19 protein-coding genes are annotated in these 23,559 nt (G+C 35.9%); 11 read left to right on the top strand and 8 right to left on the bottom strand.

Annotated elements, in window-relative coordinates; genetic code table 11:
- Positions 1-68 precede the first annotated feature (68 nt).
- Positions 69-1,277 carry an AAA family ATPase gene (locus ACF3OB_RS06025; RefSeq protein WP_392447052.1) on the top strand — a complete coding sequence of 403 codons (1,209 nt, stop codon included), beginning with the start codon at positions 69-71 and terminating at the stop codon, positions 1,275-1,277.
- The gene (locus ACF3OB_RS06020; protein ID WP_392447050.1) at positions 1,267-1,587 is read left to right on the top strand and encodes a hypothetical protein; all 321 of its coding nucleotides are present in this window, start codon (positions 1,267-1,269) and stop codon (positions 1,585-1,587) included. The genes ACF3OB_RS06025 and ACF3OB_RS06020 overlap by 11 nt, the downstream gene beginning before the upstream one ends.
- A 23-nt stretch (positions 1,588-1,610) precedes the next feature.
- Here ACF3OB_RS06020 and ACF3OB_RS06015 read toward each other — a convergent pair whose 3' ends face one another.
- On the bottom strand, positions 1,611-2,813 hold the full coding sequence (locus tag ACF3OB_RS06015) for an IS256 family transposase (RefSeq protein ID WP_095893597.1): 1,203 nt from the start codon (positions 2,811-2,813) through the stop codon (positions 1,611-1,613).
- Between the two features lie 405 nt (positions 2,814-3,218).
- On the opposite strand from ACF3OB_RS06015, the gene ACF3OB_RS06010 reads away from it, so the two are divergent.
- The 6 genes from ACF3OB_RS06010 (at position 3,219) to ACF3OB_RS05985 (ending at position 11,123) form a co-directional block, all read left to right on the top strand.
- Positions 3,219-3,428: a hypothetical protein gene (locus ACF3OB_RS06010; protein ID WP_155848710.1), complete on the top strand. Its 210-nt coding sequence runs from the start codon at positions 3,219-3,221 to the stop codon at positions 3,426-3,428.
- 11 nt (positions 3,429-3,439) lie between these two features.
- Positions 3,440-4,141: a DUF6261 family protein gene (locus ACF3OB_RS06005; RefSeq protein WP_392447048.1), complete on the top strand. Its 702-nt coding sequence runs from the start codon at positions 3,440-3,442 to the stop codon at positions 4,139-4,141.
- A gap of 286 nt (positions 4,142-4,427) precedes the next feature.
- Positions 4,428-7,343 (top strand): DEAD/DEAH box helicase family protein, encoded by a 2,916-nt coding sequence (locus tag ACF3OB_RS06000; RefSeq protein ID WP_392447045.1) that lies wholly within the window; start codon positions 4,428-4,430, stop codon positions 7,341-7,343.
- 42 nt (positions 7,344-7,385) lie between these two features.
- The gene (locus tag ACF3OB_RS05995) at positions 7,386-8,384 is read left to right on the top strand and encodes a virulence RhuM family protein (protein ID WP_095893737.1); all 999 of its coding nucleotides are present in this window, start codon (positions 7,386-7,388) and stop codon (positions 8,382-8,384) included.
- Positions 8,385-8,412: 28 nt separating this feature from the next.
- Positions 8,413-9,237 (top strand): Bro-N domain-containing protein, encoded by an 825-nt coding sequence (locus ACF3OB_RS05990; protein ID WP_042347462.1) that lies wholly within the window; start codon positions 8,413-8,415, stop codon positions 9,235-9,237.
- A complete protein-coding gene (locus ACF3OB_RS05985; RefSeq protein WP_392447043.1) occupies positions 9,234-11,123 on the top strand; it encodes a site-specific DNA-methyltransferase in 1,890 nt (629 codons plus the stop codon). The genes ACF3OB_RS05990 and ACF3OB_RS05985 overlap by 4 nt, the downstream gene beginning before the upstream one ends.
- Before the next feature lie 67 nt (positions 11,124-11,190).
- Here the strand turns inward: ACF3OB_RS05985 and ACF3OB_RS05980 are convergent, their stop codons facing one another.
- From ACF3OB_RS05980 to ACF3OB_RS05960, 5 genes are all read right to left on the bottom strand, one after another.
- Positions 11,191-12,171, bottom strand: a complete 981-nt coding sequence (locus ACF3OB_RS05980; protein ID WP_042005735.1) for a UDP-glucuronic acid decarboxylase family protein — start codon at positions 12,169-12,171, stop codon at positions 11,191-11,193.
- 440 nt (positions 12,172-12,611) lie between these two features.
- Positions 12,612-13,307 (bottom strand): uroporphyrinogen-III synthase, encoded by a 696-nt coding sequence (locus ACF3OB_RS05975; RefSeq protein WP_095912149.1) that lies wholly within the window; start codon positions 13,305-13,307, stop codon positions 12,612-12,614.
- Positions 13,308-13,435: 128 nt separating this feature from the next.
- Positions 13,436-14,569, bottom strand: a complete 1,134-nt coding sequence (folK, locus tag ACF3OB_RS05970) for a 2-amino-4-hydroxy-6-hydroxymethyldihydropteridine diphosphokinase (RefSeq protein ID WP_042344640.1) — start codon at positions 14,567-14,569, stop codon at positions 13,436-13,438.
- 180 nt (positions 14,570-14,749) lie between these two features.
- Positions 14,750-15,430, bottom strand: a complete 681-nt coding sequence (locus ACF3OB_RS05965; RefSeq protein WP_212895746.1) for an OmpA family protein — start codon at positions 15,428-15,430, stop codon at positions 14,750-14,752.
- A 29-nt stretch (positions 15,431-15,459) separates the two neighbouring features.
- Positions 15,460-15,933, bottom strand: a complete 474-nt coding sequence (locus tag ACF3OB_RS05960; protein WP_042005743.1) for a lipocalin family protein — start codon at positions 15,931-15,933, stop codon at positions 15,460-15,462.
- Between the two features lie 188 nt (positions 15,934-16,121).
- Between ACF3OB_RS05960 and ACF3OB_RS05955 the strand changes: the two genes are divergently transcribed.
- Positions 16,122-17,606 carry a cellulose synthase family protein gene (locus tag ACF3OB_RS05955; protein WP_392447041.1) on the top strand — a complete coding sequence of 495 codons (1,485 nt, stop codon included), beginning with the start codon at positions 16,122-16,124 and terminating at the stop codon, positions 17,604-17,606.
- Between the two features lie 105 nt (positions 17,607-17,711).
- On the opposite strand, the gene ACF3OB_RS05950 is transcribed toward ACF3OB_RS05955, so the two are convergent.
- Together ACF3OB_RS05950 and ACF3OB_RS05945 are read right to left on the bottom strand one after the other, a co-directional pair.
- Entirely contained in the window at positions 17,712-18,398 is a 687-nt protein-coding gene (locus ACF3OB_RS05950) for a transporter (RefSeq protein WP_392447039.1), read from the bottom strand.
- Positions 18,399-18,554: 156 nt separating this feature from the next.
- The gene (locus tag ACF3OB_RS05945) at positions 18,555-18,926 is read right to left on the bottom strand and encodes a hypothetical protein (RefSeq protein ID WP_392447038.1); all 372 of its coding nucleotides are present in this window, start codon (positions 18,924-18,926) and stop codon (positions 18,555-18,557) included.
- 380 nt (positions 18,927-19,306) lie between these two features.
- On the opposite strand from ACF3OB_RS05945, the gene ACF3OB_RS05940 reads away from it, so the two are divergent.
- The gene (locus tag ACF3OB_RS05940) at positions 19,307-21,991 is read left to right on the top strand and encodes a TonB-dependent receptor domain-containing protein (protein ID WP_392447037.1); all 2,685 of its coding nucleotides are present in this window, start codon (positions 19,307-19,309) and stop codon (positions 21,989-21,991) included.
- 107 nt (positions 21,992-22,098) lie between these two features.
- Positions 22,099-23,274 carry a hypothetical protein gene (locus ACF3OB_RS05935; protein WP_095893746.1) on the top strand — a complete coding sequence of 392 codons (1,176 nt, stop codon included), beginning with the start codon at positions 22,099-22,101 and terminating at the stop codon, positions 23,272-23,274.
- Positions 23,275-23,559: the final 285 nt, after the last annotated feature.

The following is a 23,559-nucleotide window of genomic DNA, read 5'->3' as shown; positions in this document are numbered from 1 at the left end:
CGTCCATTAAAAAGTAATAAAACTGTATGAGGTAATTTTTTTACATCGTACAAAAAACGATAGGAACAATGGAAAAATTAATCATTAAAAATTTTGGTCCAATTTCCGAAGTAGAAATTGAAATAAAAAAATACACACTCTTGATAGGCGATACTTCTACAGGGAAAAGTATCATAGCCAAACTGATTTGTATTTTTAAGAAGATTATGCAAGAGGGTATTGAGAAGATAGAAGATTTTAATTCATTATTAAAAAACTACAATATTGATTTCTTGAAAGATGATTCTGAGATAGAGTATTATTTGGATAATTATTTTGTAAAAATTAAAGGAGAAAATTTAATAAAGCTAAGCGACGAATTACTTAATATATATCGTATTAAAGAAATAATGCAGAAAATATCATTTGATGATATAATAAAAAAAATTGGAAAAGACATTGAATTATTAAAGAATGATATAGATAAAGAAAAGTTAGATACAATCGAATCTCAATATGAAAAAGCAAAACAACAGATAGATGAACTTCGCAAAGAAAGTTCTTTTATAAAAAGATATTCCAAAATTATCTACATCCCCGCAGAAAGAATGTTTTTTTCAATGTTAGGAAAAAGTATCTCAGGATTATGGGCAAATAATGTTAGCGTGTCTAAATCTTATTTAGATTTTGCGGGATATTATGAAGTAGCTAAGAAAAATAGTTCGAAAGTAAATTATTCGGATTTAGGATTTACTTACCATAATAATGATGATAAAGAATACATTGAATACAAAGGGCAAAAATTGGATATACAATATACATCAAGTGGTGTTCAAGCTATATTGCCTTTAATCGTTGTATTGAATTATTTAGCAGAGACCAAAAAAGATTTGGAAGATTCTGACCAAATGATTTGTGTAGAAGAGCCCGAAATTAGTTTGTTTCCTCAACGACAGAAAGAACTTGTTGAGCATATTGTTTCTATCGTCAATAGAATTAACTCTCGGTTGGTAATAACCACCCACAGTCCTTATGTACTTTCAGCGTTTAATAATATGATGTTAGCAAGTAACACGGCAATAGAAAAAGAAGAGAGAAAAGAGGAGATTAAAAACATCATTTCGGAAGATAAATGGATTCGATACGAAGATGTATCAGCTTATGAAGTAAAAGACGGTAAAGTGATTTCACTTTTAGATGAAGAATTTAAAGGTTTAGATGTTAATGCAATCGACAAAGTTTCAGACATTATCACCGAGCAGGTAGATCAACTAATAAGTATTCGATATGAAGAGTAGCATCCAAACAATCATCGAAAATTTTCCTAAATGTTGCGATGCTAAAAGTAATAAGGTCGCCAAGGAAAATGGTAAACGATTTGAGATTCAATGTGCAAAGAATTACTATCTGAAAATTCGTGTGGATGACTGTTTAAATGCTGATAAAACAACAAAGAAATGTGATTATCTCTTTATAAGAGATTATGAATGTAAATCTGATGAAACCGAATTTTATTTTGTGGAACTCAAAGGAAGTGAAATAGACAAGGCATTTGAACAGATAGACAATACTATACAGCATATTGACACTATCCCTCTAAGTGTGTAAGTTAAAAAGTTGGGGTTAAGTTTTTATAGTTTGAGTCTTTGTGCAAATATAAGCATAAATTGGTTCAAGACAATCCCCCAATTTTGGATAGGCATACTCCACTTTTTGGTAGCTTCTCTCAAAGCCAAGAAAACGGACTTTTGCACAGCTTCGTCTGTTGGGAAAGACAGCTTGTTTTTGGTGTATTTCCGAATCTTACCATTCAGATTCTCAATAAGATTGGTTGTGTAAATAATTTTTCTTATCTCTAACGGAAAATCGAAAAATACGGTCAATTCGTCCCAATTGTCATACCAAGATTTGATAGCATAGCCGTATTTTGACTCCCATTTTTGGGCAAAATCCTCCAAAGCAACCTTGGCAGCTTCCTTGTTAGGGGCAGTATAAATGTGTTTCATATCGGCTGTAAATTCTTTTCTGTCTTTGTAAACCACATACTTACAAGCATTCCTAATCTGATGAACCACACATATTTGCGTTTGTGATTGGGGAAAAACCGTGCGAATGGTTTGCGTAAATCCGTTTAAATTATCGGTGGCAGTAATGAGAATATCTTCCACTCCACGAGCCTTTAAATCAGTGAGAACGCTCATCCAAAAGGCGGAACTTTCATTCTTTCCGAGCCACATTCCTAAAACTTCCTTTTTTCCCTCTCGATTCAAGCCCACAGCAAGGTAAATGGTTTTGTTGACAACTTTTGAGTTCTCACGAACTTTAAAAACGATGCCGTCCATCCAAACAATCAGATACAGCTCGTCCAACGGGCGGTTCTGCCAAGCGACCATTTCATTGGTAACCGCATTGGTAATCCTTGATATTGTGGAAGTTGATACTTCAAAGCCGTACATTTCTTGGATTTGTTCTTCGATGTCGCTCACGCTCATTCCTTTGGCATAGAACGATACGATGATGTTTTCCAAACCATCGATAACGTTCTTGCGTTTAGGGACTAACATTGGGTTAAAACTACCGTCTCTATCCCTAGGAACTTGGATTTGTTCTTCGCCAAAGGAAGTTTTTATCTTCTTGGAAGTGTGTCCGTTACGATAATTTCCATCTTTAGTTTTGTCGTGTTTTTCGTTGTCCAAGTGAACGTCGAGTTCGGCATTGAGCATATGTTCCACCGCTTTTTTGTGGAGCTCTTTAAAGAAACCTGTCAAGTCCTCAGCAGTCTTAAATGACTTGTAAAATTCTTTGCTGTTGAGCAATTCTTCCTTGTTAATCATATCTGTTTAAATTATGGGTCAAAAATAGTTAAAAAGTTATTTCCGAAATTTTTTTTGAGCTTTTAAGGGCTCAAAAAATTTCAGAATAACTTTTCAACTTACACAGATTATGGGATACTCCTAGCATATTAAAACTCGAATACCTTCTTTAACCAAAGAAAAGATATTAGGTTTTATCGCTTGTTCAAGATTTCCAAAATTCAAGCCCAACAATTACCAAATTACAACAAGGATTTTATAAAAAATATGGGAAATTTCCCATAATAAGTGCAAGTGGAATAATATATAAACCAACTTGATGAGCGAGATGCACAACTTTCCTTTCTAATAAAACATAAGGCTGCCTAAAAAGTTTTTAGATAGCCTTATGTTGTTTTACAGAAATATTAAAAATATTCTCTATATTTGGCAATCACTATAGTGAAAAAGCAAAACGGAAAACAAAACGACCTTTTCACTGTTGTGAAAACATTCAACGGTAAGCTTAACGATTTTTTCATTGCAGTGAAATCGTTCACCGAGAAACCAAACATTCCTTTCACTCCATTGAAAAGCCTCACCGAAAGACAAAACACCCTTTTCACTGCGATGAAACATTCAGACATAAACATTTAACAAATATTATTATGAAGCCATTAAATTATCAATCCAGAATTACCGAAGTGGGCGATGTTGCCAACCGATTGGCGGTTCTTTACAAAGGTACTGCTACTTTGCAGGACGATGCGTTTTTGAAAAACCTTCTTTCGGAAATACAAACCCAAGGCGATGCCATTACCGAAGCCATAAAAAAAGACAAAGCTGTATCGAAACTCGAAGATGCTGATGCCGAGCGTGACGAAGCTATTCGTGTGTTGGACAAAATGCTCAAAGCCTATGAGGTGTTTCCGGTGGAAAATACCAAAGCTCACGGGCAGAAAATCGCTCTCATTTTCAAGAAATACGGCGTAAAAATTACCGAAGAGAACTATTCCAGCGAGTCGAACCTGATTGATTCGTTGCTCAAAGACTTGTCGGTGGCTGAGATTCAGGCATCTGTGACGGCACTTTCGGGAGTGAGCGAGGCGATTACACAAATCCGCACCACGCAGGAGGAATTTGCCAGATTACGTCTGCAATACGAAGAAGCATTCACCGAAAACCTTTCAAAAGTTAGTGCTAGTAGCCTTCGCAAACCGCTTTTGGGATTGATAAACAAAAAGTTGATTCCGTATTTGGTGGCGATGACCCTTGTCGATGGGGCAAAATACACCGCTTTTGCCGACAAAGTAGCTAAAATCATCGACGATATGAACGAGGTAGTCAAAAGTAGAGCCAAGAAAAAATAATTTCATATAATCAACCGTTCATTTGACCTGTTTTTGCCTTTTGAGAGGTAGAAAAGTTTTAAACCACACAGAAATATAGAATAAAATCTATGTATCTATGTGGTTTAGCTATAAATAGTACCCAAAATAATATTTAACGTGTTTAACTTTTTCCGCTCATAATTTTCTTCTTTACATCATAATTTTGCAAGTACAGCTTTTCCGTGTAAATTTGTCGAGGCTAAAAGATAAGCACTTTGTCCAAAGTCTAATTTTTTGATAAAGTACAAAAAAATATGATAGTGTAATGAAAGTAAAACAATTTCAATACGAAACGCAATCTTATCAGGAAGATTGTATCCATAATATTGTACAGATTTTTGAAAATTTGCACGAGCAAGATTCTTTTGAAAAAACGCTTACCGAACATAAAAATAAAAATCAGTACACTTTCCCTGTACAAGATGCTAAAAACATTGATATTATGATGGAAACAGGTACAGGAAAAACCTTTACTTTCATCAAAACTATTTTTGAACTCAACCGAAACTTTGGCTACCAAAAATTCATCATTCTCATTCCCACCGTGCCGATTCGCGAGGGAACAAAAACCAATTTGGAAGATACCAAAGACTATTTCAAAGGATTGTATGCCAACGAGAAGGAGAAAGAAATAGAAGTTTTTACCTACGAGGGTGGGAATATTTCGGCGGTCAATAGTTTTATTCATTCGCAACATTTGTCGGTGTTGATAATGACGCCAAGTTCGTTTTCGAGCAAGGATAATATTCTGAACAGACCTTTGGAACGCGAAATTAATCTTTTTACGATAGATAAAGACCACTTTGAAACTCCGAAAACCTATTTGGAATGCCTCAAACAGCTCAATCCGATTGTGATAATGGACGAACCGCACCGATTTGACGGCGATGCATTTAAAAAGTATTTCGAAGGATTTAATAATTACTACCTGCGTTTTGGGGCTACTTTTCCACAAAAAAAAGACAGCGTACAGCTCTCTAATGTGGCGTATGTATTGGATAGTATTTCGTCTTTCCGCCAAAATTTGGTAAAGAAAATTGTGGTTTATACCCAAGATATCGTGGAAAGTGTGGATACGCTTGTGGGTATTGAGAAAAAAGGCTCAAAAAACATTGCTTTGATTGACACGCTTAGCAACGGAACCATCGTGCGAAGAGAAGTAAGCGTAGGCGGAAAATTTAACGAAGTAGCCATCAAAAAAATAAATAAAGATACGATTGTATTGGAAAATGACTTCATCGAAAAGGTAGATTATAACCTCTCTGATGAGTCGCTTCGTGCGATGATAGCCCAAACGATTGATATTCATTTCCAAAAAGAACAGATGCTTTTTGAGCAGGGTATCAAAGCCTTGTCGTTGTTTTTTATGGAGAGCGACACGAGCCTTTTCCGTGGCGAAAATCCGAAAATTAAAACCTTTTTTGAAGAAGAATTTAAAAAGAAATATGATGAGGTTATCGCTGCCCTTGATGTAAATTCTGACTACTATCACTATCTGAAAAACAGCTTTGATACGGACGGAAATCTGCAAGTGCATAAAGGGTATTTTTCCGGCGATAAAGGAAATGCCGACCAAAAAGTAAAAGACGGCGTGGACGAAATCCTCAAAGACAAGAAAAAACTTTTGTCTTTTGAGAGTCCTACGCGTTTTATTTTCTCCATTTGGGCGTTGCAAGAGGGGTGGGATAACCCCAATGTATTTACCATTTGCAAACTCTCTAACCAAGGAAGCGAAATCTCTAAGCTGCAACAAATTGGGCGTGGTTTGCGTATCTGTGTAGATCAAAATCTGCAACGAAAAACTTTTAAGAATTTAGGCAATAATCAAGAAGAATTTTGGAAAATCAATAATTTGGATGTCGTAGTTTCGAGCAAAGAACAAGGCTTTGTAGAGAGCATTCAAAATGAAATTTTAAGTAATTCGTTCCTTGTGTCTAAAAGTTTTACCGAAAAAGAAATTAAAAATATTTTACAAGAAAAAACAAATCTTGATGTCAATACCATTCGTCAATTATTCCGCAAGTTGGAAAATGCAGAAATGATTGTATTTAAAGAAATGATTAACGGAGAAGAGATTTTCGAAAAAGCTGATAACTTCGTTTCGCTACTGAAAGAACAAAATCTTCCTGCCGAGCAAGAAAAAGCCTTGCTGGATGTATTTGTGTCGCCTTCGGAAATCAATACTTTCATTCAAAAAGCCCATAAAGTAAAAGAAAAGAAAAAAATATTTATCAAACAAAGCCATCTGCAAGAGTTTAAAGACCTTTGGAATACGATAAATCAAAACGCTTTTTATGTATTGGATACTTTGGGCGAAGAAAAACAACAGCAACTCATCGAAAACATCAAAACCGATATAGAAAACTTGCAAATCGATGAAGTATTCCTACAAACCAAACGAGAAACACTCAATGTAAATAAAATCGACCGAAAAGATGCCATTACTACCGAGATTGTGAGTACGCAACAGCGAAAAAAAGAACTCAATATTTTGGAAATGGTGCAATTCCTGGCAAATAAAACCAAAACACCACTTGCTTTTATAGTAAAGATTTTCAATGCGTTAAGCAAAGAGTTTAAGGCGGAAAACCTTGCCAATAATCCTGCACAAGCCCAAAAGGAAATAGAGAAAATCATCAATAAAAATCTCATCAATACCCTAAAAGCCCATATCCGATACGATGGCATCAGTGGAAAAGTCCTTGCCAATGTTTTCAAAACGGAAAACGACAAAACCTATCTCAAAGAAGGTAGCGTGGGCAAATTCCAAAAGGACATCGATACGGATTTTGCCCTGAAAGAAAAATGGATTTTTGAAGAAGTTATTGAGTACGATAGTGATTTTGAATTACAAATCATCGAGAAAGACCCCAATATTTCGGAAATTGCCATTTTTGGGAAGTTGCCACAACTCAAAATCAAAACCCCAATAGGTGAGTACAACCCCGATTTTTGCTACGCCATCAAAGGGGAGCAAGGCAATAAAGTGTTTTTGGTAGTAGAAGCCAAAGGGTATGATACATTGGGTGATGTTTCCGATAGCGAACGAGCCAAAATTGATTTTGCCAAAAAATATTTCCAAACCCTTAATGAATATTACAGAGCCCAAAACCAAAATATAAAAATATCCTTTAAAGAACGCATTAACCGAACGCAGTTGTCGGCGTTGGTAAAGGGGTAAGTTTTGGCACTTTGTCAAAGTCTGAAAAATAGTAAAAAGAAAATGGAAAACCAAAATAAACAAATCATCATCTACCAAACCACCGAAGATAACCAACTGAAAGTCCGTTTGGAAGACGAAAATATTTGGCTCACACAACAGCAATTAGTAGAGCTTTACCAAACAAGTAAATCGAATGTAAGTGAGCATATTAGTCATATCTTTGAGGAAGGAGAATTGCAGGAAAATTCAGTTGTTCGGAAATTCCGAACAACTGCCACCGATGGCAAAACCTACAATGTAGTGCATTACAACCTCGATATGATTATCTCCTTAGGCTATCGTATCAAATCGCACATTGCTACTAAATTCCGTATTTGGGCTACAGAGCGTCTCAAAGAATACATCGTAAAAGGCTTTACCCTCAATGACGAACGCCTGAAAAACCTCGGCGGTGGCAATCATTGGAAAGAACTTTTAGACAGAATCCGCGATATTCGTTCGTCCGAAAAAGTAATGTATCGGCAAGTACTGGACTTGTACGCCACCGCTACCGACTACGACCCCAAGAGCAAAGTGAGTCAAGATTTTTTCAAAATCGTGCAGAACAAACTCCACTACGCCGCACACGGCAACACCGCAAGCGAAGTGATTTATTATCGCGTGGATAGCAACAAACCCTTTGCTGGGCTAATGAATTTCAAAGGCTCACAACCCACACAAGCCGAAGCAATGATTGCCAAAAATTACCTCAAAGAGCAAGAACTCAAAGTACTCAACAATTTGGTAGCGGCGTATTTTGATTTGGCAGAGCTCAACGCCATCGAAGAGCGAGAAATGAAAATGGCAGATTATGTACGAGAGCTAGACAATATCCTCTCCTCTACAGGGCGAAAAATCCTGACCGATGCAGGAAAAATCTCCACCGATAAAGCCAAAGAAAAAGCCCTCACCGAATACCGAAAGTACAACGCCAAAACGCTTTCTAGCGTAGAGGAAAGCTATCTAGAAACCCTCCATCAATTGGAAAAACAAGCCAAAAAAGAAAGCAGGAAGAAATAATTGAGTAACCTTTTAAAACATTAAAACAATGCAAGAAATAAAACTATTTGAAACCAAAAAAGTCCGTAGCCATTACAACGAACAAGAGGAAGTATGGTATTTCTCAATCATTGATATTGTAGGAATACTTACTGACCAGCCACATTATCAAGGGGCGAGGAATTATTGGAAAGTGCTAAAAAATAGACTTATAAAAGAAGGAAACGAAACGGTTACAAATTGTAACCAGTTGAAATTGGAAGCTGAAGATGGCAAGATGCGTAAGACCGATGTAGGCAATGTAGAGCAAATTTTCCGCCTTATTCAGTCTATACCCAGCCCCAAAGCAGAACCCTTTAAACAATGGTTGGCAAAAGTGGGGTACGAACGCCTTCAAGAAATTCAAGACCCCAGCCAAAGCATAGACCGAGCCAGAGAAAATTGGCAAAAAATGGGGCGTTCCGAAAAGTGGATTCAACAGCGAATGACAGGGCAAGAAACCCGCAACAAGCTCACCGATTATTGGAAGGAATCAGGCATAGAAGAAAAGAAAGATTTTGCGTATTTGACTAACATTATACACCAAGAATGGACAGGGCTAAGTGTGAAAAAACACAAAGAACTCAAAGGACTTAAAAGTCAAAACTTACGAGACCATATGAGTGAGGCAGAGCTACTTTTTACCGCTTTGGCTGAACTTTCTACGAGGCAAATTGCTGAAAGTGAAAACGCAAAGGGAGTAAACCAAAACGCCCAAGCCAGTAAAAAAGGTGGAGCAATTGCCAAAAATGCACGAAAAGAACTAGAACAAAAAACAGGAAAAAGCGTAATAACAGGTGAAAATTTTCTACCACCGAAAAAAGAAAAAAAATGAACGATAAACAAACATTCATACAACAAGGTTTTTCTGTATTAGACACAGAAAACAAGGAAAATAAATTGATAGATTTTATAAAAGAACACTATCCACAAGTACTGAAAGACGGCGAACTCAATTTTACTGAATTCAAAGCCATTTTAGGATTGCCCATTGACGAAAAAGTAAATGGCTACGGGCTGAACTTTGTAGGGCGTGGCGTGGCGCGTGCCAAATACGCACAAGAAACTCAAAAAGAATTGTTGCTCAACCGAACACTAAGCAAGAATATCGACACTACCCAAAATATGGTACTCAAAGGCGATAACCTCGATAGCCTAAAACTGCTAAAACCCCATTATAGCGGTAAGATAAAGTGCATCTATATAGACCCGCCCTACAATACCAGTAGCGATGAGTTTGTTTACCCCGATAAGTTTGACCGCCACGAAGCCGAAGTATTGGGCATTGCCGAAAGCCTTTCTGATGAGGATTTTGACCGTATGGAATTTAGCTTTAAAACCAAAAAAAGCCACAACGGATGGCTCGCCTTTATGTACCCACGCCTCCTATTGGCACGCGACCTACTCGCAAAAGACGGCGTGATTTTTATCTCTATTGACGACAACGAACAAGCCAACCTCAAAATCCTTTGCGATGAAATCTTTGGGGAAGAAAATTTTGTGGCGGATTTTATTCGTAAAACAAAGTCCACAACAAATGACGCAAAAACTGGCGTAAATTATCAACACGAATTTTTACTATGTTATGCTAAAAATATCGAAAAAATAGACCGTCTGAAGGGAGGTCTTAAAGATACTACAAAATATACCAATCCAGACAATGACCCTAATGGCAGGTGGGCTGTTACTGACCCATCAGCCAAGTCTGGGAACTTTCAAAATGGTTATTTCCCAGTAATTAACCCTTATACAGGTAAGGAAGATTATCCACCAAAAGGAATGTTTTGGAGGTTTTCTAAAAACACGATTCAAAAACACATAGATGAAGGACGTATCTGTTTTAAAAAAGAACATAAACCCGATGAAAGAGGATTTATCTATAAAAGATATTTAAAGGACCTTAAAACTTTGGATAGTACATTGGATAGTTTGAACTTTACAGATAACAAGTATATGAACCAAGTAGCCACCAAAGAATTAAAAGAAATGGAATTGGTAGAGTATTTTTCTTATCCAAAGGGAGTTAAATTTGTATACGATATTATAAGTTCTTGTACCCAAGACAATGATATCATCCTTGATTTTTTCGCAGGTTCGGGCACCACGGGACACGCCGTAATGGCACTTAATGCCGAAGATGGGGGTAACCGCAAGTTTATCCTTTGTCAGATAGACGAGCCTATCGCCGAGGGTAAGCCTGCCTATCAGTTTTGTATAGACAACGACCTACCGCCTGTAATATCCAGCATCACCATCGAGCGTTTGAGGAGAGTATCCTCCCTAAATCCCTCCGAAGGAGGGACTTCTAATAAAGGAAAAGCTCCCTCTCTTTCGGAGAGGGTGGGGGGAGAGGAATTGGGCGAGGACTACGGCTTTAAAGTCTTTGACCATACCAACGCCCCAAAACTCACCCAAGACAAAAACGGACAAATCGTGTTGCCCACCCTACACAACGATGCCCTTTCGCGTATCTATACAATGATTTTCAAAGTAGGTTTAGACGAGCCAAGCCAAGTGCCACAGGAGGTTTTAAAGGATTGTATATACAAAATCGGTCATTATTATTACATTACCAACAGTCAACGCATTAGTGAAGATTATTTTACTAACGTCATTAAAGATATTTCCAAAAATAACGGTAAAATCTTTGTAGATGGGTGGACGACAAGTCTTAACGCTACGCTACAATACTACAAAGAAGAAATACAAATTGTATTTTAGTTAGAGATGAGACACGTCTCTTTTTTACCAACGCCAGAAGAGTTGAATTTTTTATGATTAGTGGAGGTTATAAATAATCTTCAAAATTTCGATGTTCCTTTTTAAGAAGTTCTTCTTTAGGTAATGATTTGAAGTAGTTATACGTCCGTAGCATCCCTTCTTTTCGGCTTATACGAGGTTCCCAGCCCAGAATTTCCCGTGCTTTGCTAATATCGGGTTGTCGTTGTAGAGGATCATTTTCTGGTAGAGGTAGATAAGTGATTTTCTGTTGAGTTTGAGTAATTTCTAAAATTTCTTGAGCGAACTGATTGATAGAAATTTCTTCTGGATTACCGATGTTTATAGGATAAATATAGTCGCTCATCAGTAATCGAAAAATACCTTCAATTTGGTCACTTACGTAACAGAAAGAACGTGTTTGCTCTCCATTGCCAAAAATGGTAAGGTCTTCACCTCGAAGCACTTGTCCGATAAAGGCAGGTATTACGCGTCCATCATTCAGTCGCATACGTTCCCCATACGTGTTGAAAATCCGCGCGATACGTGTTTCCAATCCGTAAGAACGATGGTATGCCATAGTGATGGATTCCATGAAACGTTTGGCTTCGTCATATACTCCACGAGGCCCAATAGTGCTTACATTTCCGTAGTATTCCTCCGATTGCGGATGCACCAAGGGGTCTCCATAAACTTCAGAGGTCGAAGCTATTAGGATACGAGCTTTTTTATTTTTGGCCAATTCCAATAAATTGTATGTGCCGATAGAACCTACTTTGAGCGTGTGTATAGGTATTTTGAGATAATCAATTGGACTTGCAGGAGAGGCAAAATGTAGGATATAATCTAAATTTCCCGGAACGTGTACAAATTTGGTTACGTCGTAATGTTGAAATTCGAAGTTAGGGTCAGGTAACAGATGCTCTATGTTTTTGATGTCTCCGGTGATTAAATTATCCATAGCGATGACATAAAAACCCTCTGTAAGGAAACGTTCGCATAGATGCGAACCTAAAAAACCTGCTCCGCCCGTGATAAGTACTTTTTTCATTGCTTTATTTTTTCACGAAGGCAAAGATACGGAAAACAAATTATTTTAAATTCACTACACATATAAACTTTCAGCAAACCAAAGAAGGAATGGCGAATCAAAATTCTCAACATGAAAAACTTGTAAGTCATATTCTCAAATTATATTTCTTCAATGAAATATTCTAAAAAATAATCAAAAAAGGTAATTTGAGACGTTTTTATGAGAATATTTTATTCATTCAATTGTAAAAAATGTTAATTTTACTATAAAATTCGCTATAATATGTGGATTGATAAAAAATAACACTATCTTTGCAACGAAAAATTAAAGTTAATTTAAAATCTCCTTGTAAGAAATTCTTTCTGCAAAAGTCTAAAGAGATGATTACAGAAATTTAGATGTTTGAATATGAAAAAATAAACGAAAGATTTCAAACAGGAGATTTTTTTTAAAAGTCGTTAAATGGCTTTGCCATCATTAACTTCTCTATAATCCTTCTCAAAATATCCAGTACACGCATCTATAACACAATCAATCGTAGGCTTCTTGGCAATAACTACGTTTTTTGTGTATTTCGATGCCTCATTAGCTGTGGTTGTCCCAATACAAAAGCAAATTTGATCCGAAATGAGGTTTTTCTGCATATAACTTATCACACCTGAGGGACTAAAGAATAGAATAGCTTTGATAGGAATTTCAATTTGACGAGAACAAAAATTTGTGCGATATACTTCGTATTCTTTATGTGTTATATTGTTGTTTTTTAATATATTAGGTAGTACATCTCTACGCAGATTTCCACAGAAAAATGTGATGTTATCTTCAGTGTGATTTTGCAGTATATAGTCTCCTAATTCCGTTGCATATTCTCTATAACAAAGTACTTTCCAACCATTTCTTGTCAATAAATCAGCTGTTTTTTCACCTACACAGATTGTTGTAATTTGCTTCAGAGAGTCAATGTTTCTGTTTCTGAGTATACTCTTCACGGCGTTTTGACTTGTAAAAAGCAAAAGATTTCCTATTCTGTCCAATTGAATATCAATATATTCAGTAGTAATAAAATCCCATTCTACCAACTGATACCCCTTGTTTAATAATCTATTTTGTTGGTCAAGATTTAATTTTTTTGTTGATAAAACAGGTGTAAGCATATAATAATCAGAGTTTTATGTTGTGACTTGAAACGAAAATTACACCGTTCAAAATAGTAATGTAATTTTACCTCCAATTCAATATTTTATTGTCAGAAGGAGTTGCTAAAAGCTGAGGTTTTACGTTTCTATTTTGAAAAATTGCTTATTTTTTGAATTATATAATCGTAATCTTCCTTATTTTTGACAAAATCCAAGCACGTAATGTCAATAATAAGTGTATTTTCCATATTACTTTGTTGAATAAACGATAAATACTCTTCCTGAATACGTTTTAGATAGTCCGCAGATATGTTTTTCTCATAAGATCGTCCTCTTTTTGCGATATTTTCAATCAATCTGTCTGTATTTTGGTATAAATATACGTATAAATCGGGTTTTATAATTTGATTATGCAGTATGTAAAACAATTTTCTGTATAGAATAAATTCATCTTCGGTTAGGGTGACTTTTGAGAAAATTAAAGATTTAAAAATATCGTAGTCAGATACCACAAATTGCTTGAATAGATCCAACTGCATCAATTGTTCAGAAACGGCCTGATACCTTTCCGTAAGAAAGGACATTTCAAGAGTGAACCCATAACGTTTTGGGTTTTCATAAAACTTTGGTAAAAACGGATTGTCGGAAAAGCGTTCTAAAATGAGTTTTGCGTTGAAATCTTCTGCAATTTTGGTTGCTAAGGTTGTCTTTCCTGCTCCAATGTTTCCTTCAATGGCAATATAATTGTAGTTCGCAAAAGGCGAATTGAATCTTGGAGAGATAAGTTTTTCAGTTATTTTTTGGATATCCGAAGTGTCGGATGTCTCATCTTTTAGCGTTGCGATGCTCTTCTGAATTACAGGATGTTTTTTTTCTGAAGCAATTTCTGCTAACGGAAACAAAACAAATTTACGATTTGGAAGCTGTGGGTGTGGAATAGTCAATTCGTTCGTATTCAATGTGATGTCATCGAAAAGTAATATATCCAGATCGATGCATCGCGATTGATACCCCTTTTTTAAGCTCGACCGAACTCTTCCGAGCTGTCTCTCAATATTCAAAAGTTCTGTCAAAACCTCGGTAGGTGTCAACCAAGTTTTTAACAATAAGCATACATTGAAAAACGCTTCACCTTCAAAACCCCATGAAGGCGTTTCATAAATTGATGAAATATTCCTTACGCTTCCTATTTTTTCATTTATAGCGTTTACAGCATCTTGCAGAAATCTTTTCCTGTCGCCAATATTACTTCCTAATGATATGTAAACCTCGTGCATCATACGAGGGCAAAGTTACGAAATTTGACCGTAACATAAATTTAAACGAGGATGTTTTTTATTCGGTTGGAACTGTACTTGTAAATCTCTTCTCTTGATTGTATGTAAGGTTGTAAAAAAGAAACTGTTCGAAAATTTTCGAACAGTTTCCCTCTTTAATTTTACGTTTAAAAATATTTAGAATTATTGTCCTGCTTCTTTTTGAGCTTGTTCCTTCATTTTTTCGTTTGGAACAATTACCACATTCACACGTCTATTTTTAGCACGACCTTCAGCAGTAGAGTTGTCGTGTGTCGGTTGTTCTTCTCCAAACCATTTTGTAGTGAAACGATCTGATTTTAAACCTTGTTTAATGAAGTAATCTGTCACAGATTTTGCTCTTCTTTCGGATAATTTCATGTTATAAGTATCACTTCCTGAGCTATCTGTGTGTCCGATAATAATTACATTAGTCTCAACATACTCTTTAAGTACATCGACTAACTTGTTCAATGTTTCTTGTGAAGCCACATTCACATCCGATTTGTTAGTGTCGAAATAAACACCACTGTTTTCATCAAACGTTACGATGATTCCATCATCAACACGTTTTACTTCAGCTCCAGGAATTTCTTCTTCAATCTTTTTAGCTTGTTTATCCATCTGGTTTCCGATAACAGCTCCTGCTGCACCACCAACCACCGTTCCGATAACGGCTCCGATTTCACTGCTACCTCCTTTGACATTATTTCCTAAGATAGCTCCCAATAAAGCTCCTCCGGCTGCTCCTATTACTGCTGCACGTTGTGTTTTGTTCGAGTTATTGTAGGCATCACACCCCATTAACATAGTTGCAGAAAGCAACACGATTCCTATTTTTTTCATCTGTTTAAAAGTCTATTTAAGTTTTTTAGCTATTTTACAAAGTTCATCGAAATAACAAAAGGCTTACCATCAACGCGTAAGGTCTGTTCCCAAGTCATTTTATCGTCAGAAAGATATGCCAAGTGCATACGAATCCCCTGATTCGTTTCCGACTGATATTTTTCATTGGTTGGTTTCAGTAAAAAATCGTAATAGCCTGATGACTTATCAATTTCTTGTACTGTGAAAACGAAGTTACGTTGTCCCGTTGAACAATCTCCATTCTCAATCGAATATGTTCCACGATTGTTGTTCGGAACGAATTTCCATTTACTTCCCTCGAAACATTCTTTGGAAGTGTCGTTCAACAAAGTGATGTCATATTTTCCTGTTTGGTTGTAGGTTACGGATTCCAATATCCACTCCCCTTTAATTGTTTTGTTTGCGACTCTTGATTCCTTGGGTTTGTTCCCTCCACAAGCAACCAAAAGCATGGCAAACAATAGAAATGTAAATTTCTTCATCTTTTTTTCGTGTTATATTAGTGAGGCAAAGATAAGCATTGTTTTTTAGTTCGTAGAATAATTAACGAAAAATTAACTGATTAGAGAATTAATTTCTCATTTTCTTCCAAAAAAATACAGAAAAAATCTCAGCGTAAGACAAAATACATATCTTTGCAAAATATTTCTTACTAACATTTGAGTACCCTATGGAGTTGATTATCAATTACACCCTTGTTGCGATTTACACAGTGGCATTAATACTGATTTTTTTGTATAGCCTCTCAATGCTTAATCTATTATTCAACTATCTGAAACACAGAAAACAAAATGATGAGTCACCCAAATTCAATCTGCTCGATCCTAAGGAAATACCGTATGTAACGATTCAGTTACCTTTGTACAATGAAAAATATGTAGTAAAACGGTTGTTGGAAAATATCGCCCAATTGGAGTACCCAAAAAATAAATTGGAAATACAGGTGCTGGATGATTCTACGGATGAGTCTGTGATTGAAACAGCAGCTATTGTGGAAGATCTTCAAAAAACAGGGTTAGATATTCAGCATATTCGCCGAGCCAATCGCCAAGGCTTTAAAGCAGGAGCTTTGAAAGAAGGAACGGCTATAGCCAAAGGAGATTTCATTGCTATTTTTGATGCGGATTTTATGCCACAGCCCGATTGGCTAAAAAAAACAATCATTTACTTCAAGGATCCTGAAATAGGCGTAGTTCAAACTCGTTGGGGGCATTTAAACCGAAACTACTCCATCCTAACTAGGATTCAAGCCTTGGCCTTAGATGTTCATTTTACATTGGAACAAGTAGGTCGAAGCTCAAAAGGACATTTCATAAACTTCAACGGAACGGCGGGTATTTGGAGGAAGGAATGTATTTATGATGCGGGAAATTGGGAAGGCGACACCCTAACCGAAGACTTAGACCTCAGCTATCGCGCACAACTTAAAAATTGGAAATTCAAATATTTAGAAGATGTTGAAACTCCTGCTGAGTTGCCTGTGGTTATTTCAGCAGCTCGTTCGCAACAGTTCCGTTGGAACAAAGGAGGAGCTGAAAATTTCAGAAAATCGATGATGCGAGTGCTGTCTTCAAAAAATATTGGTTGGAAAACCAAATTCCATGGAGTGATGCATTTGCTTAATAGCTCAATGTTTCTGTGGGTATTCATCGTTTCGATACTCAGTATTCCCGTACTTTACATCAAAAATACCTATGGGCATTTGGATTGGCTATTTCAAATAACCAGTTTCTTTATTCTAAGTACCATTATCCTTTTTATTTGCTATTGGGTAACCTATAAAAATCTGCAAGGCAAAACCTTCGACGATTTCCTGAGTTATGTCACACTATTTTTTACATTTTTCTCAGTAGCATTAGGATTTTCATTCCACAACACTATTGCTGTTTTGGAAGGGCATACTGGTAAAAAAAGTGAGTTTGTGAGAACTCCTAAGTTTAATATCAGTTCACTTTCCGATAGTTGGAAAAACAACAAATATATCAATACAAAACTGTCTCCAAACATGATTTTTGAATTCATGCTGATGATATATTTCATTTTCGGATTGTACAGTGCCGTTCGATTGAATGATTTCGGGATGTTCCCTTTCCATTGTATGCTAACATTAGGATTTGGGTTTGTTTTTTTCAAGTCGTTGACTTCAAAAGCATAATACATCCTACCTAAGGGTTGTTGCGAACGGAATCACTTTGTGATTTCTGACTTATAGGATCTGTCTTTAGTTTTCTTTCACACAGAGTTTTTAGGGTTGCCTCAATCAAAAGAGGTACGAAAACCCCGTGGTTACAAAAAAGTCCGCTGAAGAACTGAACAAAGCACGTCCAAAAGCAACATCTATCTGAAATTTAGGGTTCAACATATATAAAACTCCTGTGTCAATGTTGTGTGAAGGGAGTGTTTCTGCATTGAAAACAGCAAAATATTCTACAAAAAGATATACTTCTTTCAAAGGAGCATATCCTACTTGGAATGTGGTGGTTAGGTTCTGAAACTTTTCTGCTGTCCCGATATTGTATGCCAGTAAAAATTGTTCTGATAAGGTGTTTTCAAAGGCTAAACATACATCGGGTTTAAAGGTTTTGTCTCTGAAATCATATCCTCCATATCCAACCAAGGTGATTGATGGAATCCATTCATTTTCAGATAATAGATGTTGTTTTACGCTTACAAAAAGATTGCCAACTTGCCACTTTTCACTCTTTATTTTTGAAATATCCGTGGAAAAACGTACTTCTGTTCCTTGCCATAAACCATAGCGTAGCATCAAATTATCCGCAAAAGAATTCTCTGCGAACGTAAATCCGTTCTCAAACTGTAATTTCTTGTGAGATAGTGTATAGACCCCTTCACTCTGGTCTGGTCGATCGGTATTGATTTCGTCCAAATCTTGTGCTAAAATAGGTATACTACTGATAATTAGTATAATAAAAAATAATTGTTTCATTCTTATATGGAATTTATTATTTTGAGGCGTGGAGTGAAAGTAGTAACGGGGGCAAAGCTAGTATTTAAAAATCAAGTAAACAAAATTCCAGAATTTTTGGGGTGAAAATATTCTATTGTGCTGATTAAATGCTATTACCCTTTATGCAGAAACTTATTATTTTACCAATTTGAAACTGATTACGTTGAAGATAGTACCTCCGTTGACGATGCTGTGATCAATTTCCTTACATGAAGGTGTGACAGATTGATAACCCGAAGGTAATTCACAACAGATTTTGTACACATAGGTGTCATTTTGGATTGTATAGTTAAACTCTCCTTTATGATTGGTACGAATCGTCTCATAGTTCGAATATCTCGTCGCAGCGTAATGCCCTATCTTCCCACGTAAAATTTGAATCTTGACATTTGATATTCCTTCTCCAGATTCGTTCGACACTTTTCCTGATACGTATATTCGTAAATCTTGTTCTTTACTGCTACAGCCTAAAATGGCACAACAGATTGCTAATAAAAAGAATCTCATGTTTTTAATAATCTTTTTTGTAATAAAAATGTGTTGATAAAGTATTATCAAGTTCTCAGTTCAATTGTAAACTTAATCGTAACTGATTTTTTTGAATCAGTTTTTAAGTTTTTACCTCATAAACATTCCTTACTTTTGGCAAAGAAAACAAAAAACAAGATAGAAACAAAGTGAAAATTAATTTTTGTTATCATTTGCGCATAGAATAAACGATAAAACTACTTTATTTTAAACAAGGACAACAATTACGTTTTTCCTTAACATTTCCTTAAACTTTTGATTACTTGTCAGTAATAATTTCGTGATGTTTTTATAATATACTCATTACGTTCATTTTACATTTACACTGTAGTTTTGCCACAGAAAAAAATGATAATAGTATGAACAAAATTTTATGCGTTTTTTCCATGTTTTTGGTTACTATGCTCAGTGCTCAAACCAAAACAGGAGTGGCAGGAGTAGTGACCGATCAAGAAATGGACGGAGAGCCATTGTCATTTGCCAGTGTGATTGTTAAGGGTACAAGTAGAGGAACAACTACTGACCTTCACGGAAAGTTTGATTTGAATTTAGAGGCTGGGGATTATACGCTATTGGTAAGTTTTATGGGGTATGAAGAAAAAGAAATTCCGGTGAAGGTAGAGACAGGAAAGAGACTACAAATCGAAGTCGGTTTAAACTCTGCAGGAGTTGGTTTGGAAGAGGTCGTAGTACAATGGAATGTTAATAGAGAGGCGGAAAGCGTACTTTTGGTTGAGCAGAAAAATGCTGTTTTGATGAAACAAGCTATTGGAGCTCAAGAACTTTCCAGAAAGGGAGTTAGTGATGCGGAAGGTGCGGTTACAAAAATATCGGGAATTTCAAAGCAAGAAGGAGTAAAAAGTGTATTTGTCAGAGGCTTAGGAGATAGATACAACGCGACCACTTTAAATGGATTCCCAATTCCTTCGGAAGATCCTGAATATAAGAATATTTCATTGGATTTCTTTACTGCGGATATTATCCAAAGTATTGGTATAGACAAAGTTTTTGGAGTGGGAACCTTATCAGACGTAGGAGGGGCTACCATAAACATAACGTCAAAAGAATTGGTAAATGACAGCGAATTGAAAATGGATCTTTCCCTTGGGATGAACACTCAGGTTATGAGGTCAGATACTTTTCTTGAACAACAAGGAATCAATTCATTAGGATTTTCTAACAGAAAAAAACCTTCTACAAACTTGAATGTATATGAATTTGCAAATAGTTTAGATCCTTCGCAATCTAAATTCCTGATAAATACAGGTATTGGATTTTCAGGTGGAAAAAAAATGATGCTTGGACACCATCCGCTGTCAATTTATGGAGTGTTTTCACACAGCAGTGACTATTCCTTTACGGAAGAAATCATACGAAATACAACCACCGAAGGAACTATTTTCCTTGATCAAAAAGGTAAAAAGTATTCAAAGAAAATCAATCAATTAGGGCTTTTAAATGCTAATTATACGATAGATAATCTTCAGTTAAGATATAATCTTATGTTGGTTCACGCTAATAATCAGTATGTTGGGATTTATGAAGGCAAAAATTCAGAGCGATACCAAGATGCGTACGATGATACCTATTTGGGTTATTTAGTCCGACAACAAAATAATGATAATATGTTGATAACAAATCAATTACTATCTGACTGGAAACTGAATGAAAAATCTGTTATTAATCTCGGAATTGCGCATAATTCTCTAAAAGGATTGGAGCCCGACAGACGGATAAATAATTTTTCAAAAATTTCTGATTCAAACCATTACAAACTTACAGGCAGCACAGGGCGACAACAACGTTATTTCATTGAATTGAAAGAAAATGATTTGAATACAAAGTTAGAATATACTTATAGATTTAATTCACAAGAAAAGGTCTCTAATTGGAAAATTGGATATAATGGACGATTCTTAGCAACTGATTTCGAAGCAATTGAGTACGATTTGTCATCACAACAATTATTAAACATTAATTCTTATAAATTAGATCAATTATATAATCAAGCGAACTTAAATGCAGGTTTATTCCAATTGGATAGAAATTTTGACCGATATGATGTAAGTAAATTTATCCATTCGTTTTATAGCGAGTTTACCTATCAGATTGATCCAAAAATTGTCCTAAATGCAGGATTGAAAGGAGAAAATGTGGATATGAAAGTGAGTTATAACGTAAACCGCGGAGGCACTAAAGGGGATACTGAAATAACTAAATTATATATTCTTCCTGCGCTGAACTTGAAATATGACATACACTCAAAACATGCACTACGTTTTGGGGTTAGCAAAACATACACGATGCCACAGTCGAAAGAAATCTCCCCCTATGTGTATATCGATGTTAGTTTTAAAAGTCAAGGAAATAAAGACTTAAAACCTTCGGACAATTACAATGTGGATTTGAAATGGGATTATTATATCAATGGAAATGAATTGTTCTCGTTATCAGGGTTTTATAAATATGTTGTTAGTCCCATTGCTCGGGTTGAAGAAGGAGGCTCAGGAGGCTATTTGACTTATAGAAATATTAGTGACTACGCTACTTTCGCAGGAATAGAACTTGAACTAAGGAAGAATTTGTTTCAAACTGAAAGCGAACTCTCTAACCAAAAATGGTCTTTTGGATGGAATGCTTCATTGATTTTCACCGAGTTAAACATAAATGTTGCTAATACACAAGCTCGTAAAACTCAATTGGAAGGAGCAGCTCCTTTTATTACAAATGCTGATCTGACATACAGTTTGCAGAAGAATAATAAGAACTTTACTGCTTCAATGGTATTCAATTATTTTAGTGATAGAATCTATACCATTGGAACCTTACAGTACAAAGATATTATCGAAAAGGGAGTACCTACAATGGATTTTGTTGCTTCTTTAGACCTTACAGAACGACTTTCATTGAAATTAAAAACCAAGAACATATTCAATTCAAAAAGAGAACTAAGTAGAAAAGCCACCAATAATGATGGAAACATCATCCTAAATACATACCAACGCGGTGTTGACTTTAATCTTGGGTTATCGTACAAATTTTAACCATATACTGATGGGGAACCAAATTTGTTCAGATAATAAACGAGGTATTTATGCCAAATAAAAACATTTTAAACATCATAAAAATAGTATAATTAATAAACATAACAATGAAAACAAAAACTTTCAAAATTGGAACTTTAATTGCCTTAACAGGTTTAACACTAATTTCGTGTAACAAGAGTGATAAAGAGGAGGAAACACCCCTTGAAAACACGTATTTAAAAGGCGAAGTAACCCAAAACCGCACGTTAGATGCTTCCAAAACTTATATTTTGGATGGATCACTGATTGTTAAAGATGGAGCGGTGCTTAATATTCCTGCTGGAACGGTCATCAAAGCAAATAAGGGGTTTGATAAATATATCTTAGTATTGCAGGGTGGAAAATTGAACATACAAGGAACCGCCGAAAACCCTGTGAAAATGACCGCGAATGCTCCGCAAGGAACTGCCAAAGCGGGGTATTGGGGAGGGTTGATAATCAATGGAAAAGCAAGGCTTTCTGGCGATTGGACTGCAGGTGTTCCTCAGGGAAGCACTGAAATTGATAGCAGTATTCCTTACGGTGGAACGATGGATAATGACAATTCAGGAACGATTCAGTATCTGATTTTGGAATATACGGGAGCTCGTTCAAACGCTGATGTAGAACATAATGGATTGACACTTAACGGAGTAGGTTCAGGGACAACTGTTGAAAATGTATATGTCTATGAATGTGCCGATGACGGAATAGAATTTTTCGGAGGTTCGGTGAGTGTTAAAAACTTACTTTGTGTCAATACGGATGATGACATGTTTGACATGACTCAAGGTTGGAATGGAACTTTAGAGAATTGTTACGGTTTGTGGCAAGGGGATTTTTCGAGTTCAGAGTCGGATCCTCGTGGCGTAGAGGCCGATGGAAATTTGGATGGAGCAAACCCAACGCATACACATCAGTCTGATTTTACAATTAAAAACATGACTATCGACCTCAAAATCGCTAAAAGTACAGATGTAGCTAAAGTAATGCAAGATGTCATCAAAGTACGTCGTGGAGCAAAAGCTACGATTGATAACGTGCTTGTTAAAGGAACAGGGCAGGTAATCGACCTTGTTGATTTGAAAGACGGAAAAGGGGGCGGTGTTGCTATGGTTTCATTGACAAACTCTTTAACAACAGCTATTTCAGGAAAGGAATCTAATATGGATGCAGATAACATCAATTCTCAAATCACAATTAAAGACTCAAACAAAGGTTGTTCAACATCTATTTTTGGTTGGACAAGATATAACTTTTAAGGTTGCTTCAAGTTAATTTTCCTTCATAAGCGTGAACAACAATCCCACACGGATTGTTGTTCTTTTTATAATTCTAATTGATAGTTAGTTATACTGTTTGCTTTTGAGTTACTATAAAACGTATCTCTTAAAATTTGAAATATAGAAAGCAATTAATAACCCGATTGTTTTTGTTAAACTTATTTGTTTTGGGGTGTATTTCAGAAAGATTTTTATAGTTAGAAAAGTAGCTTTCATATCGACAAAAAATTATATTTCTCAAAAGGATTTTATTCAAATAATTTG

The sequence above is a fragment of the Capnocytophaga canis genome (assembly GCF_043187445.1).
GTDB lineage: Bacteria > Bacteroidota > Bacteroidia > Flavobacteriales > Flavobacteriaceae > Capnocytophaga > Capnocytophaga canis.
The sequence above is the reverse complement of the archived record's forward strand: the minus strand, read 5'-3'. Positions and strand labels throughout refer to the sequence as shown.